11 protein-coding genes and 1 tRNA gene are annotated in these 14,643 nt (G+C 62.3%); 9 read left to right on the top strand and 3 right to left on the bottom strand.

Going from position 1 to position 14,643, the window contains the following annotated elements; translation table 11 throughout:
* Positions 1-86: 86 nt before the first annotated feature.
* Both FJ941_RS08700 and FJ941_RS08695 read right to left on the bottom strand, forming a co-directional pair.
* Positions 87-162, bottom strand: a tRNA-Phe gene (locus FJ941_RS08700).
* Between the two features lie 172 nt (positions 163-334).
* Positions 335-1,207, bottom strand: coding sequence for a helix-turn-helix domain-containing protein (locus FJ941_RS08695; protein ID WP_140504759.1), 873 nt, complete (start codon positions 1,205-1,207; stop codon positions 335-337).
* 104 nt (positions 1,208-1,311) lie between these two features.
* Here FJ941_RS08695 and FJ941_RS08690 point away from each other — a divergent pair, with 104 nt between their 5' ends.
* The 5 genes from FJ941_RS08690 (at position 1,312) to FJ941_RS08670 (ending at position 7,523) form a co-directional block, all read left to right on the top strand.
* On the top strand, positions 1,312-2,583 hold the full coding sequence (locus FJ941_RS08690) for an ABC transporter substrate-binding protein (RefSeq protein WP_140504757.1): 1,272 nt from the start codon (positions 1,312-1,314) through the stop codon (positions 2,581-2,583).
* A gap of 94 nt (positions 2,584-2,677) precedes the next feature.
* Complete coding sequence (locus FJ941_RS08685; RefSeq protein WP_027146570.1) at positions 2,678-3,538, top strand: sugar ABC transporter permease; 861 nt, start codon at positions 2,678-2,680, stop codon at positions 3,536-3,538.
* Positions 3,535-4,371: a carbohydrate ABC transporter permease gene (locus tag FJ941_RS08680; RefSeq protein ID WP_027146569.1), complete on the top strand. Its 837-nt coding sequence runs from the start codon at positions 3,535-3,537 to the stop codon at positions 4,369-4,371. Before FJ941_RS08685 ends, FJ941_RS08680 begins: the two co-directional genes overlap by 4 nt.
* Before the next feature lie 8 nt (positions 4,372-4,379).
* The gene (gene ugpC, locus FJ941_RS08675) at positions 4,380-5,459 is read left to right on the top strand and encodes a sn-glycerol-3-phosphate ABC transporter ATP-binding protein UgpC (protein WP_140504755.1); all 1,080 of its coding nucleotides are present in this window, start codon (positions 4,380-4,382) and stop codon (positions 5,457-5,459) included.
* Positions 5,460-5,495: 36 nt separating this feature from the next.
* Positions 5,496-7,523 carry an aldo/keto reductase gene (locus FJ941_RS08670; protein WP_140504753.1) on the top strand — a complete coding sequence of 676 codons (2,028 nt, stop codon included), beginning with the start codon at positions 5,496-5,498 and terminating at the stop codon, positions 7,521-7,523.
* 22 nt (positions 7,524-7,545) lie between these two features.
* Here the strand turns inward: FJ941_RS08670 and FJ941_RS08665 are convergent, their stop codons facing one another.
* Positions 7,546-8,601, bottom strand: a complete 1,056-nt coding sequence (locus FJ941_RS08665) for an AraC family transcriptional regulator (RefSeq protein WP_348640740.1) — start codon at positions 8,599-8,601, stop codon at positions 7,546-7,548.
* 66 nt (positions 8,602-8,667) lie between these two features.
* Between FJ941_RS08665 and FJ941_RS08660 the strand changes: the two genes are divergently transcribed.
* From FJ941_RS08660 to FJ941_RS08645, 4 genes are all read left to right on the top strand, one after another.
* A complete protein-coding gene (locus FJ941_RS08660) occupies positions 8,668-10,134 on the top strand; it encodes an alpha-glucosidase/alpha-galactosidase (protein ID WP_140504749.1) in 1,467 nt (488 codons plus the stop codon).
* Positions 10,135-10,293: 159 nt separating this feature from the next.
* Positions 10,294-12,375: an ABC transporter substrate-binding protein gene (locus FJ941_RS08655; protein WP_140504747.1), complete on the top strand. Its 2,082-nt coding sequence runs from the start codon at positions 10,294-10,296 to the stop codon at positions 12,373-12,375.
* Positions 12,376-12,488: 113 nt separating this feature from the next.
* A complete protein-coding gene (locus FJ941_RS08650; RefSeq protein ID WP_140504745.1) occupies positions 12,489-13,496 on the top strand; it encodes an ABC transporter permease in 1,008 nt (335 codons plus the stop codon).
* Positions 13,497-14,633 (top strand): ABC transporter permease, encoded by a 1,137-nt coding sequence (locus tag FJ941_RS08645; protein WP_027146562.1) that lies wholly within the window; start codon positions 13,497-13,499, stop codon positions 14,631-14,633. It abuts the gene before it with no gap.
* Positions 14,634-14,643 lie beyond the last annotated feature (10 nt).

Here is a 14,643-nt window from a genome sequence, read left to right as displayed (position 1 = left end):
ACTCCAAAACCCCTTCGGGCCAAAAGTGTTACCCATGTCTCCGGTATAAACCGTAACCTATGTGTCCGGAACGGACCGGGAGGGGATGGTGCCCAGAGGCGGATTCGAACCACCGACACGCGGATTTTCAGTCCGCTGCTCTACCAACTGAGCTATCTGGGCCTGTTCCGGCTAACGAAAACTCGTGCTCCGGATTTCATAAAGGCACCGTAGGCACCCCTTGAAAGCGCGTGGGTTATAGCATGGGAATCCGGCCTGTCCAGCGCCCAGATGTGGATTTCCTGCAGGAAAAGAAATGCCGCCCGATGGGCTGGTTTCCATGCCGTGCGCCCGCCTATCTGGCGCTTGCCAGTCCCTTGCGGAAGTCGGATGGCGTCATGCCGGCGAGCTTGCGGAAGGATTTGTTGAAGGCGCTGAGCGAGCCGAAGCCACTATCCATGGCCACGCGCAGCACATTGGCGTCCTGATGCATCAACAGCGCCTGCGCGTAGCTCAGCCGCAGAAGGTTGACATATTCGTTGAGCGTCATGCCGGTCGATTTCTTGAACAGGCTCATGGCGTATTTGGGGTGGATGTCGGCGGCCGCCGCTATGTTCACGCAATCGATGTCGTAGAGGAAATTCTCGGCGATGAAATCGCACATGCGCCCGACATTGCGCGACGACTGCTGATCGAAGGGGCTGCCCGCTTCCTGCCCGGCGGCGTTTCCCGGCACCAGCCGGTAGGGCTCGAACCGCACCCGCTCCAGCCGCAGCAGAAGTTCGTTGACGGCGTGCTCGGCCTTGGCCGGATCGCCTGAGCGGGCATAGCGGTTCCAGCGGGCGAAATTGTCGTTGTCGGATTGATCGGTGGCGCTGGTCACCAGCGTCGCGCCCGTCATCAGCCGATGGCGTATGTCCGCCGGTAGGTGCAGCCGAAAGAAATGCACCAGCGGCAGATGCGCGCCGGCATAGACGGCGTCCTCGCTCAAATCGTCCATCTGATGCGGCAGGCCGCCCCAGAACAGGCACATCTCGCCGGCCGAAAGCGATATTTCGTGCTCGTTCATGCGGTAGTGGACGGAGCCGCGGACGATGAAATTCACCTCGACCTGGGCATGCCAATGCGGCTTCAGCATCACCAGCGGGTTGGTGTGGAACATCTGCAGCGCCAGCGGAAAACCCTCAACGCTGCTGGCGCCGGGCTGGTAAAACGGCCTGTCAGGCATCTTACTTTCCGCCAATTCCATATTCCCTCTGTCAGGGACAGGCCCTTACCGGTGCCTAGTCTAGCCACGCTCACAGAGAGAGCAAATGAAATGGGAGGATTTCAATGCGCATCACACTGTCCTGCGCCGCGCTAGCGCTTGCCCTGGGCTCCGCCCCGGCCTTCGCGCAATCCGGCGAAATCACGATCTGGAGCTGGAACATTGCCGCTTCATCCCTGAAAGCAACGGTTGCCGGCTTCAACAAGCTGCATCCCGACATCAAGGTCACGGTCCAGGATCTCGGCAACCAGCCGACCTATGACAAGTCGATCGCAGGATGCGCGGCCGGCGGCGTCGGCTTGCCCGATATCGTCACCATCGAGAATGGCGAGGCCGAGAATTACTGGAGCCAGTTCCCCGACTGTTTCGTCGACCTGCATACGCTGGGCTATACGGCGGAGGACCAGAAGAAATTCCCCGATTTCAAGCGCACCGAACTCGAAGTCGGCGACAAGGCCTACGCGATGCCGTGGGATTCCGGCCCGGTCGCCGCCTTCTATCGCCGCGACTTCTATGAGAAGGCCGGCGTCGATCCGGCATCGATCAAGACCTGGGACGATTTCATCGCCGCCGGCAAGAAGATCCAGGCCGCCAATCCGGGGGTCTCGATGACCAATGCCGATTTCAACGGCGACAGTGAATTCTTCCGCATGATCTCCAACGAACAGGGCTGCGCCTATTTCGCCGAGGACGGCCAGTCGATCACGGTCAACCAGCCCAAATGCGTCGACGCCATGACCAAGGTCAAGGAGATGAAGGACGCTGGCATCGTCTCGTCCGCCGACTGGGGTACCAAGATCACCAACAACACCGCCGGAGCCGTCGCCACCCAGGTCTATGGCGGCTGGTACGAGGGCACTATCCGCACCGAATCGGCGGGCGAAAACGGCAAATGGGGCGTCTACCTGATGCCGAGCCTGACCGCGGACGGCCCGCGCGCCGCCAATCTCGGCGGCTCCTCGCTCGCCATCACTTCGGCGTCGAAGAACAAGGAAGCGGCCTACGAGTATTTGAAATACACGCTCGGCACCAATGAAGGCCAGATCACCATGCTGAAGGAGTTCGGTCTTGTCCCCTCGCTGGTCTCGGCCCTGAACGACCCCTATGTCAGCCAGGGCCTGCCCTACTGGGGTGGCCAGGCGGTGTGGAAGGATATTCTGGGCACCTTGCCCAAGGTTGTTCCGAGCCGCGGCACGCAGTTCCAGAGCGATGCCGAGATCATCGTCCGCGCGGTGCAGACCAAATATCTCGCCGGCGGCTACCCCGACGCCAAGGCGGCACTCGACGACGCCGCTAGCCAGATCGCCTCGGCGACTGGGCTGCCTGTCAAGTCCTGATCTCCCAGGACGGGGTCCGGGATGGCAAAAGTGCCGTCCTGGACCCGCCACTTGCTCGCTTGTCTTCAACACCAGGGATGAAGGAGGAAAAAAGATGCGCAACCGCAATGCCACGGCCTATCGCTTCCTCACGCCCTATCTCCTGATCTTCGCCATCTTCTGGGTGTGGCCGATCATCTCTTCGTTCCTGATCTCGTTCCAGGCGACGCGTACCGTGCCGTGGCGCTTCGCACCGGGCTTCAACTGGGGCCGGCTGATCGGCGACCCTGCCTTCTTCAACGCGCTGAAGAACACGCTGCTCATCCTCGTCATCCAGGTTCCGGTGATGATCGCCCTGGCCATGGTGATGGCGGTGTTGCTGAATTCGCCGCTGCTCAAGGCGCGCGGCCTCTATCGCTTTGCCTTCTTCGCACCGGTCGTCGTCGGCGAGGTCGCCTATTCCGCGGTGTTCCGGCTGATGTTCAGCCTCGATTTCGGCATCGTCAACAAGCTCTTGAACAGCATCGGCCTGCCGAAGGTCGACTGGTTCTCCAACGTCACGCCGGCCATGGCGCTGATCATGATCGCGGTCACCTGGCGCTGGGCCGGGTACAACGCCATTATCCTGCTGGCAGGCATGCAATCCATTCCCGATGATGTCTACGAGGCGGCGACGCTCGACCGGGTGAGCAAGCTCAAGCAATTCTTCTACATCACCCTGCCGCTGTTGAAGCCGGTCATCGTCTTCTGCGCCGTGCTGTCGATCATCGGCACCATGCAATTGTTCACCGAGCCGTTCCTGATCACCGAGCGCGGCGGGCCGGGCGGCGGCACAGAGACGCTCGGCCTGCTGCTTTACCGCCAGGGTTTCCGCTCGCTCAACTTCGGCTATGCCTCGGCCGTCGCCTACACCATGGCGGGGCTCGCCATCGCGATCACGCTGGTGCAGCTTTGGCTGACGAGGGAACCGAAATGAGTTCGCTCTCGTCGGCAAGACTGAAACGAAGCATCGCACTGCACCTCTTCCTGACGCCGCTGGCGCTGATCTGGCTGTTTCCGCTGTGGATGATGGTGGTGTTCTCGACCATGCCCGACAACGGCATCTTCAGCCCCGGCATCGAACTGTTGCCGCACGGCAACTTCATCGACAATTTCAACAATCTGCAGCGCGACACCGACTTCGTCGGCGCCATCATCATCTCCGTTTGCGTGGCGGTGACCTACACCGTCCTGTCGGTGCTTTTGACCTCGATGGCCGGATGGGCGCTGGCCCGCTACCAGTTCTTCGGCAAAAGCGTCGTCGTCGCCATCATCCTGGGCACCATCACGCTGCCCTATGCGGTGGTGCTGATCCCGCAATTCATCATGGTGGCGCGCGACTTCAAGCTCGCCAACACGTGGGTGGCGCTGATCGTGCCGCCGCTGTTCAATTCGCTTGGCGTGCTGTTCATGCGCCAGAGCTTTTCCATGATGCCGGACGATCTGTTCGATGCCGCCCGCGTCGAGGGCGTCAAGGAGTGGCGCATCTTCGTCTTCATCGCCTTGCCGTTGGCGCGGCCGATGCTGGCCGCACTCTGCATCATCCTGTTTCTCGCCTCCTGGAACAATTATCTCTGGCCGCTTTTGATCAACAGCCAGCCGGGTTCGATGACGGCACCCGTGGCGCTCGGCACGCTGATCGGCCTGACCAAAGTTTCGTGGGGCGGCATCATGGCGGGTGCGGTGATGCTGACCGTGCCGATGCTCATCGTCTTCGTGCTCCTGCAGCGTCATTTCATCGCCGGCATCGCCGCCGGCGCGGTCAAATAAGGAGCAGAATGGCAACCGTCACTCTCACCAATGTCGCCAAGCGCTTCGGCGCGTTCGAGGTCGTCCACGGCGCCAACATCGATATCGCCGATGGTGAGTTCGTCGTCTTCGTCGGCCCGTCGGGCTGCGGCAAGTCCACGCTGCTCAGAATGATCGCCGGGCTGGAGGACATCAGCGGCGGCGAGATCGCGATCGGTGGCAAGGTGGTCAATGATGTCGAGCCCGCCGACCGCGGCATCGCCATGGTGTTCCAGTCCTACGCGCTTTATCCGCATATGAGTGTCGAACAGAACCTCTCCTTCGGGTTGCGCATGACCGGCAACCCCAAGGCCGACACCGAGCGGCGGGTGAAGCGCGCGGCCGAGATCCTGCGCATCAGCGAATTGATGGAGCGCCGCCCGAAGAAACTTTCCGGTGGCCAGCGCCAGCGTGTCGCCATCGGCCGCGCCATCGTGCGCGAGCCGCAAGTGTTCCTGTTCGACGAGCCGCTTTCCAATCTCGATGCCGAACTGCGCGTCCAGATGCGGGTCGAGATCTCAAGGCTGCATAAGGAACTCGGCGCCACCATGGTCTATGTCACCCATGACCAGACCGAGGCAATGACGCTCGCCGACCGGATCGTCGTGCTGCGCGCCGGCCATATCGAGCAGATCGGCAGGCCGCTCGAACTCTATGACAATCCCGACAATATTTTCGTGGCCGGCTTTGTCGGTTCGCCGAAGATGAACTTCATCAAGGCCCACATTGTCGGCCGTGATGCAAAAGGCGTTGTGGTCGAATTGGCGGGCGAGGAGAAGGCCCGTGTCGTCCAGCCGTTGACAGGCGTCGCGCCCGAGCCGGGCAGCAAGGTCATCGTCGGCGTGCGGCCCGAACATTTCGGCGTTGCCGGTGAAGGCGACGCTGACCTTACGGTCGCCATCGACGTGGTCGAGCACCTGGGCGGCACGAGTTTTCTCTACGCCAGGACGGCCCATGGCGACGACGTGGTGATCCAGCGCGACGCGGCAAAGGTCCCCGAGACATCAAATGTCACCGTTTCCATCCGCAAATCCTACCTGTTCGACGAAAAAGGGATGCGGCTGCGCTGACCGGCCGCCCCTTTCCCAGCCCGCAAGGAGAATGACATGACTGCATCAACGCCCATTCGCTGGGGCATTCTTGGGCCGGGCGGCATCGCCAAGGCCTTTGCCGGCGGCGTCGCCGGTTCGCGCACCGGTAAACTGGTTGCCATCGGCGCGCGCAATCCCGGCAAGCCGGGACTGGCCGAGAGCTTTCCCGGCGCCCGCATCCTCGACGGTTATGACGCTCTTCTTGCCGATCCGGAGATCGACGCGATCTATATCGCGGTCCCGCATCCAGGCCATGCGCAATGGGCGATCAGGGCGGCGGAAGCCGGAAAGCATGTGCTCTGCGAAAAGCCGCTCGGGCTGACGGCCTTCGAGGCCGACGCCATGATGCATGCGGCGCGCAAGGCCGGCACCTTCCTCGGCGAAGCCTTCATGTACCGGCTGCATCCGCAGATGCTGCAACTGGTGGATCTGATCAAGTCGGGCGTCATCGGCGAGATCAGGATGATCAAGTCGAGCTTTGGCTTCGCCATGCCTGATTTCATGCCGCGGCACCGGCTCTACGCCAACGATCTCGCCGGCGGCGGCATCCTCGATGTCGGCGGTTATCCCGTTTCGATGGTGCGGCTGATTGCCGGTACCGCCATCGGAGCGCCCTTCGCCGAACCCGACAAGGTCGCCGGCACCGCCCATCTTGGTCAATCCGGTGTCGACGAATGGGCCTCCGCTGTCCTGCATTTTCCCGGCGCTATCGTTGCCGAGGTTTCCTGCAGCATCTCGCTCAACCAGGACAATGTCCTGCGCATCTTCGGCACTAAGGGGCGTGTCGAGGTGCCCGACTTCTGGTTCGCCGGCGGCGACCGCGATGTCGGCCCAGGCCGGATCGACGTGATCGGTGCCGACGGCGCGCAAGAGACCATCAGCGTCAACGAGAAGCGCCATGTCTATTCCTTCGAGGTCGATGCCGCCGGCGAGGCGATCCGCGCCGGGCGTCAGGAATTCGCCTGGCCGGGCATGGGTTGGGCCGACAGCCTCGGCACCTTGCGCGTGCTTGACAGATGGCGCGCGGCGGTCGGGCTGGAATATGAGATCGAGAAGGCCTCGCTGCGCACCAACACCATCTCCGGGCGACCCCTGCGCCCGGGCGGCACCGCGATCGGCAAGCGCACCATTCCGGGCCTGGCGAAGCCGGCCTCCGTGGTGGCGCTCGGCTTCGAGGATTTCCGCACCTTCTCCTCCGGGTCGATCCTGCTCGACGCCTTTTTCGAGGCCGGCGGCAATCTCTTCGACACTGGCTATGTCTATGGCGGCGGCTACACCGAGACGCTGCTCGGCCAATGGCTGAGGAACCGTAGCGTGCGCGAGCAATCGGTTGTTATCGCCAAGGGAGCGCATTCGCCGCTCTGCTATCCCGACGTGATCGGCAAGCAGCTTGCCCAGTCGCTCGACCGCCTGCAGACTGACCATGTCGATATCTATTTCATGCATCGCGACAATCCGGACGTGCCGGTCGGCGAATTCGTCGATGCCATGGACCGCGAGGTCAAAGCCGGGCGCATTCGCGGCCCCTTCGGCGGCTCGAACTGGACGATGCAGCGCATGGACGAGGCGATTGCTTATGCCGAGCGAACCGGCAAGCAGAAGCCCGGCGTGCTCTCCAACAATTTTTCGCTGGCCGAAATGCTGGAGCCGATCTGGGCTGGTTGTGTCACCTCTTCCACCGATGACTGGAAGGCCTGGCTGACATCCAGGCAGATGCCGAACTTTGCCTGGTCGAGCCAGGGACGCGGCTTCTTCACCGACCGCGCTGGGCGCGACAGGCTGGACAGCGAGGAACTGGTGCGGGTCTGGTACTCGGAGCGCAATTTCGGTCGTCGCGACCGCGCGATCGAGCTCGCCGCCCGGCTGCGCAAAAGCCCGATCCACATTGCGCTGGCCTATGTGCTCAACCAGCCTTTCCCATCGATCCCCTTGATCGGGCCGCGTACGCTTGGCGAACTGGACGACAGTCTGCGGGCGCTGGACATCGCGCTCTCGCCCGCCGAACTCGAGTGGCTGGACGGCGGCAGCCTGCACGCGGCCTGACAAAAAACGGCCCCAAGCGGCGTCAGGTCTCGTCGTCCGACGGTCTGACGCTGCGCCTGGCCGGGGTTCGCAAGCTGGCATACATGCCGGTCGTGCGGAATTGGCTGGGCGTCGTGCCGTAGAGTCGGCGGAAGACCTTCGAAAAATAATTCGCGTCCTCGAAACCGCACAGGATGGCGACCTCCTTTACCGGCAGGAAGTCCGCTTTCGTCAAAAGCTTCGCGGCCCGTTGCAGCCGCTGCTGCAGTACGAACTCGGCGGGCGGCAGGCCCTCGCTCTCGGCGAAACAGCGCGAGAAATGAGCCCGGCTGAGCCCGCTGATCTGGACGAGGTCCGCCACCGGCAGGGCTTTGTCGAGATTGGCGTTGATGTGATCGATGACTGGCTGCATGGCGCTCTGCTTTTCGGCAAAGGCATGCGAGCCGAACACATCGTCATAGAGCGCCATCGCCGCCTCGTAGGCGATCGCCGAAGCAGCACCTGGCGAAGCGGCCCCCTTGATGAGACGCAGGCTGCAATCGGCAAGATGGTCGATCGTCGCCGGCTGCAGCCGAAAGACCGGTCCCGACACGTCGAGGATCGACTTGTGGATGCGCAACGCCTCCTCGCCGTTCATCGAGATCCAGAAATATTCCCAGCGCTCGTCCCTGGCCAGCCAGTAGCGGTGGTTGTGCGGCACCAGCACCAGCAGCGTGTCGTTCGTCTGCAGGCGGTAATCGCGGTTCTCGTAGCGCAGCCGGCCGGTGCCGCTGATCGTATGCTGCAGTACGGTGAATGGTGTCTGGCCGCGCTTTCGCCCGTCCCAGTCATAGGTCACGTCCTCGCGCACCTCATAGCCCGTGCTTGTCGGCATGGCATGCAGGCGCTGGCGGCCGCGCGGCAGCGAGACCGTCCGCATTGACTGTCCGTTGGCGATCAAATCCCGCAGCACAAAATTACCCCTGAAAGCATAATCCTTCTCTGGCCGCGCCCGCGAATATGCGCATAATCCCGCCTCGAAGAACGCGAATAACCCGCGATCGAGGAGCAGGCGGGAGGAGAGAAAGCCGGATTCCGGCCTGAATGGCTTGCACGCCAAGGCGTGTAGCCGTCTTCCTCCCTTGCTGCTCCTTGCCTAGCATTCGAATGGATCGAGGTGAAGGTGATGAGTTTCAAAATCGCTATTATCGGCGCCGGCAGCGTCGGTTTCACCAAGAAGCTGTTCACCGATATTCTCTGCGTGCCTGAATTCAAGGACATCGAATTCGCGCTGACGGACCTCAGCGAGCACAATCTGGGGATGATCAAGGCGATCCTCGACAGGATCGTCGAGGCGAACGGATTGCCGACCAGGGTGACCGCGACAACCGACCGCCGCAAGGCAATCGAGGGCGCTCGCTATATCATCAGCTGCGTGCGGGTCGGCGGCCTCGAAGCCTATGCCGACGATATCCGCATTCCCTTGAAATACGGTATCGACCAGTGTGTCGGGGACACGATCTGCGCCGGCGGCATCCTCTACGGCCAGCGCAATATTCCGGTGATCCTCGATTTCTGCAAGGACATCCGCGAAGTCGCCGACACCAACGCCAAATTCCTCAACTACGCCAACCCGATGGCGATGAACACCTGGGCGGCGATCGAATACGGCAAGGTCGACACCGTCGGCCTCTGCCATGGTGTCCAGCACGGCGCCGAACAGATCGCCGCGGTGCTGGGCGCGAAATCGCCGCGGGAACTCGACTATGTCTGTTCCGGCATCAACCACCAGACCTGGTTCATCGATTTGCGGCTGAACGGCCGAAAGATCGACAAAGATGAGCTAGTCGCCGCCTTCGAGGCGCACCCGGTCTATTCCCAGCAGGAAAAGCTTCGCATCGATGTGCTCAAGCGTTTCGGCGTCTATTCGACTGAAAGCAACGGGCATCTTTCCGAATATCTGCCCTGGTACCGCAAGCGCCCCGACGAGATCACGCGCTGGATCGACATGTCGGACTGGATCCATGGCGAAACGGGCGGCTATCTCCGCTATTCCACGGAAACCCGCAATTGGTTCGAGACCGAATATCCGCAATTCCTCGAAGCGGCATCGAAGCCGATCGACGCCTCAAAGCGCTCCAACGAGCATGCCAGCCACATATTGGAGGCGCTGGAAACCAACCGCGTCTATCGCGGCCACTTCAACGTCAAGAATGACGGCGTGATCACCAATCTGCCACGCGACGCCATCATCGAATCGCCCGGTTTCGTCGACCGTTTCGGCATCAACATGGCCGCCGGCATCACGCTGCCGGAAGCCTGTGCCGTCACCTGCATGGCCTCTATCAACGTTCAGCGCATGTCGGTCCATGCCGCCATCTCTGGCGACATCGATCTTCTGAAGCTTGCCGTGCTGCACGACCCGCTGGTCGGCGCCGTGTCGACGCCGGAGGAGGTCTGGCAGATGGTGGACGAAATGGTCGTCGCCCAGGCGCAATGGTTGCCGCAATATGCCCACGCGGTTCCTGCGGCCAAAGAGCGGCTGTCGAAATCCACAGTCAAGACCCGGGAATGGGCGGGTGCCGCGCGGCGGAACGTGCGCTCGATCGAGGAACTGCGGGCAGAAAAGGCCGCGCTGAAACAGGCCGTCTGAAAACCGGGCGCGGCGGCGGACCCTCGGGAGGCAGGTCCACCGCAGTCAGCCGCCCGGAGAAATCACGGGAGAAGTGTGAAGCGGTTCTCCGTCCGGAATTGCATAGAGACATAGACAAGACGAGCAGCAGCAAACGTCTGAACACGAGGGAGGACACTAATGAGGAACCTACGCAGTATTGGCATTGCCGCTGGACTGGCGCTGAGCGTCTCCGTTCCAGCGCTCAACGCTTTCGCTTCCGAACCGACCGTCCCGCCGGTGCCGGCGACGTTTCCGGCGGAGGGCAAGATCAAATACGTGGCGCGCGACTCCATCCTGGAGTTCAAGGCGCTGCCCGAGTATCACGAGCCCGGCTGGGTGACGGAAAAATACGTCAAGGCCGGCAAGCTGCCGCCGGTCAAGGAAAGGCTGCCGAAGGAGCCGCTTGTCTTCAAGACGGGCAACATGCCGAACGGCGTCGGCGTCTACGGCGATACGATGCGCCATGTCATCGGCGGCCGGCCGGAAGGCTGGAACTACGGCGCCGGCCAGACCCAAGGCTGGGGCGGCATCGACATCGGCCTTTCCGAGTGCCTGACGCGCACCGCGCCGCTGTTCCAGGTCGAGGCGAAGGATACCGAGCCGCTGCCCAACCTCGCCAAAAGCTGGGATTGGTCAGCTGATGGCCACAAGCTGACCATGCATCTCGTCGAAGGTGCCAAATGGTCCGACGGCGTGCCATTCAACGCCGACGATGTCATGTTCTACTGGGACGACGAGGTCATGGATCCCAACGTCTCGCCGCTCAACGGCGCCACCCAGGAAACCTTCGGTGTCGGCACGACGCTCAAGAAGATCGACGACTACACCGTCGAGTGGACCTTCAAGGACGCCTTCCCGAAACAGCACCTCTACGCAATGGCCTATGGCACCTTCTGCCCCGGTCCCTCGCATATCTTGAAGCCGCAGCACCCGAAATATTCGAAGAACACCTACGACCAGTTCAAGAACGCCTTCCCGCCGGAGTATATGAACATGCCGGTCATGGGCGCCTGGGTGCCGGTCGAATATCGGGTCGACGACATCATCGTCATGCGCCGCAATCCCTATTATTGGAAGGTGGACGAGAAGGGCAACCAGCTGCCCTATCTCAACGAATTGCATTACAAGCTGTCGACCTGGGCCGACCGGGACGTTCAGGCGGTCGCCGGCGCAGGCGACTTCTCTAATCTCGAGCAGCCGGAAAACTTCGTTGCCTCTCTGAAGCGCGCGGCGGAAGCGAATGCGCCGGCGCGCCTTGCCTTCGGCCCGCGCCTCATCGGCTATAACCTGCGCATGAATTTTTCCGCCAATGGCTGGGGCAATCCGGACGAGCGCGGCCAGGCGATCCGCGAACTGAACCGCAACGAGGATTTCCGCAAGGCCGTCACCATGGCGCTTGACCGCAAGGCGCTGGGCGATTCCCTCGTCAAAGGGCCGTTCACCGCGATCTATCCTGGCGGCCTCTCCTCGGGCACCAGCTTCTACGACCGCAAATCCACCGTCTACTATCCTTTCGACCTCGAGGGCGCCAAAGCCGAACTCGCCAAGGCCGGCCTGAAGGACACTGACGGCGATGGTTTCGTCAACTTCCCGGCCGGTACCGCCGGCGGCAAGAATGTCGAGATCGTGATGCTGGTCAACAACGACTACACCACCGACAAAAGCCTCGCCGAAGGCGTGGTCGCGCAGATGGAGAAGCTTGGTCTGCGGATCGTGCTCAACGGGCTCAACGGTACCCAGCGCGATGCCACGCAATATTCAGGCCGTTTCGACTGGCTGATCCGGCGCAATGAGCAGGAGCTGACCTCAGTGGTGCAGAACACCGTGCAGCTCGCTCCAGTCGGCCCCAAGACCAGCTGGGATCACCGCGCGCCGGAAAGCGGGGAGGTCGATCTGATGCCTTTCGAGAAGGATCTCGTCGACATCGTCAACAAGTTCGTCTCGTCGGCGGATAATAACCAGCGCGCCAGTCTGATGCGGGACTTCCAGAAAATCTCGACCGAACACGTCTACAATATCGGCCTGACGGAATATCCCGGCGCGCTGATCATCAACAAGCGCTTCTCGAACATTCCGCAAGGCACGCCGATCTTCATGTTCAACTGGGCTGAGGATTCCATCATCCGCGAACGGGTCTTCGTCGCGGCCGACAAGCAGGCCAAATACGAATTGTTCCCGGAAGAGCTTCCCGGCAAGCCTGGAGACAAGGGTCCGATGTAAGTTTACCTCCCCTGACTGAGAGAGACCCGGCCGCGCCGCTGGCGCGGCCGGAACAAACCAACCCTCCGAGCGCCCCCAAGGAGCGTCCGGCGAGATGAGGAAGCGGACCGCCCATGCTGCGATTCCTGCTCACGCGTATAGCGTCGGCAATACCGGTTCTCGCTATTCTGAGCCTCGTCACCTTTGCCATCATCCAGGCGCCGCCTGGCGACTATGCCGATTACATCCGCTCGCAATTGATCAACCAGGGCGGAGCCTCCTTCGCCGAGGCTGATGCTCAGGCTCAGGCCTATCGCGTCGAGCACGGCCTCGATAAGCCGCTGCCCGTCCAGTATCTCAACTGGATCGGCGGCATCGTCACCCAGGGTGATTTCGGCTACAGCCTCTATTACAACAAGCCGGTGGCCGACGTCGTCGGCGAGCGCCTGCCGCGCACGCTGCTTCTGGCTTTGGTCTGCCATCTGCTCGCCTCGGTGCTGGGCATCACCTTCGGCATCTGGGCGGCGACCCGGCAATACACCTGGATCGACTCGACCCTGTCGGCGATTTCGTTCCTCGGCATGACGGTGCCGCGCTTCCTGATGGCGCTGATCATCGTCTATCTCCTGGTCTTCCAGTTCAATGTCTCGGAGATCGGCTCATTCTTCTCGCCGCAATATGGCGGCGCGCCATGGTCGTGGGCGAAGTTCGTCGACCTGGTCAAGCATGTCTGGCCGGTGGTGGCGATCGCCACCTTCGGCGGCCTTGCCTACAATATGCGCGTCATGCGCGGCAATCTGCTCGATACGCTCAACGCGCAATATGTCGAGACGGCCAAGGCCAAGGGCTTGACCGGTAGCGCCGTCGTGATGCGCCACGCCGTACCGAATGCGCTGCATCCGCTGGTCATGTATCAGGGCGTGGTGCTGCCCTATATGCTGACCGGCGAGATCGAGACGGCGATCATCTTCGCGCTGCCGACCGTCGGTCCGGCGATCGTCGGCTCGATGGCGGTCGGCGACGTCTATGTCACCGCCACCTTCATGATGGTGCTGTCGGCGACGCTGATCGTCGGCAACATCATCGCCGACATGCTGCTCGTCCTGCTCGATCCGCGCGTGCGCCAGTTCGGGGAGGGTTAGATGCTGGCACGAGATCCTTCACCACCGCCACTGCCGGCCGAGCGAGCCACAGTGGCGCCCGCACGCGGCAATGAGAGCTACATGGCGCTTGTCTGGCGCCGGCTGAAGCGCTCCTGGACCGGCATGGCCGGGCTTTGGCTGGTCGTGCTGCTCCTGGTCATGGCCGTATTCGCCGAATTCCTGGCGCCGATGGACCCGAAGGCGACCGATGTCGGCTTCGCCCCGCCGCAGCTGCCGTCCTTCCACGACAAGGATGGCAATTTCGTCGCGCGGCCGAGGGTCTATGCACTGTCCGATTCGGCCGACCTCGATCCGGTTACTTTCCAGCCCATCGTCGGCCCCGACTACGACCACCCGAGGCTGCTTGGCTTCTTCGTCGAAGGCGCACCGTACAAGCTCTTCGGACTGATACCGGCGAACCGGCATTTCTTCGCCTCGACGGATGGCCAGCCGGTGCATTTCCTCGGCACCGACAAATTCGGCCGCGACGTGCTGTCGCGCGCCATCCACGGCTCGCGCGTCTCACTGATGATCGCGCTGACGGTCGTCTTCATCATCACCGTCATCGGCACCACCGTCGGCATGGTCTCCGGCTATTTCGGCGGCCGGTTCGACGTCTGGATGCAGCGCTTCGTCGAACTGGTGCTCGCCTTCCCGCAACTGCCGCTCTACCTGGCGCTGACGACGTTGATCCCGGTCACCGCGCCGACCAATGTGTTCCTCGCCTTCGTCATCATCGTCATGTCGGCGCTGGGCTGGGCGCAGATGTCGCGCGAGGTGCGCGGCAAGACGCTGGCGCTGGCGCGCATAGAGTATGTGCGCGCCGCCATGGCGGTCGGCGCGACAGACCGGCGCATCATCCTGCAGCACATCTTTCCCAATGTGATGAGCCACGTGATTGTCGCCGTGACGCTGGCGATCCCGACGGTGGTGCTGCTCGAATCCTTCCTCGGGTTCCTCGGTTTTGCCGTCAAGCCGCCGCTGATCTCCTGGGGCCTGATGCTGCAGGACACCGCGACCTATTCGGTCATCGGAACTTATCCCTGGATCCTGTCGCCGGTGGGTTTCGTGCTCGTCACCGTCTTTGCCTTCAACGCGCTGGGCGACGGCCTGCGCGATGCCGTCGATCCGTATTGAGGGGACCGGG

It is taken from the genome of Mesorhizobium sp. B2-3-13 (assembly GCF_006442195.1).
Taxonomy (GTDB): Bacteria; Pseudomonadota; Alphaproteobacteria; order Rhizobiales; family Rhizobiaceae; genus Mesorhizobium; species Mesorhizobium salmacidum.
The sequence above is the reverse complement of the archived record's forward strand: the minus strand, read 5'-3'. Positions and strand labels throughout refer to the sequence as shown.

Excerpts from the sequence above, each read along its gene's own strand:
- FJ941_RS08680 (WP_027146569.1), top strand. The coding sequence starts at position 3,535 with ATGAGTTCGCTCTCGTCGGCAAGACTGAAACGAAGCATCGCACTGCAC.
- FJ941_RS08660 (WP_140504749.1), top strand. The coding sequence starts at position 8,668 with ATGAGTTTCAAAATCGCTATTATCGGCGCCGGCAGCGTCGGTTTCACC.
- ugpC (WP_140504755.1), top strand. The coding sequence starts at position 4,380 with ATGGCAACCGTCACTCTCACCAATGTCGCCAAGCGCTTCGGCGCGTTC.
- FJ941_RS08690 (WP_140504757.1), top strand. The coding sequence starts at position 1,312 with ATGCGCATCACACTGTCCTGCGCCGCGCTAGCGCTTGCCCTGGGCTCC.
- FJ941_RS08655 (WP_140504747.1), top strand. The coding sequence starts at position 10,294 with ATGAGGAACCTACGCAGTATTGGCATTGCCGCTGGACTGGCGCTGAGC.
- FJ941_RS08645 (WP_027146562.1), top strand. The coding sequence starts at position 13,497 with ATGCTGGCACGAGATCCTTCACCACCGCCACTGCCGGCCGAGCGAGCC.
- FJ941_RS08670 (WP_140504753.1), top strand. The coding sequence starts at position 5,496 with ATGACTGCATCAACGCCCATTCGCTGGGGCATTCTTGGGCCGGGCGGC.
- FJ941_RS08695 (WP_140504759.1), bottom strand. The coding sequence starts at position 1,207 with ATGCCTGACAGGCCGTTTTACCAGCCCGGCGCCAGCAGCGTTGAGGGT.
- FJ941_RS08650 (WP_140504745.1), top strand. The coding sequence starts at position 12,489 with ATGCTGCGATTCCTGCTCACGCGTATAGCGTCGGCAATACCGGTTCTC.
- FJ941_RS08685 (WP_027146570.1), top strand. The coding sequence starts at position 2,678 with ATGCGCAACCGCAATGCCACGGCCTATCGCTTCCTCACGCCCTATCTC.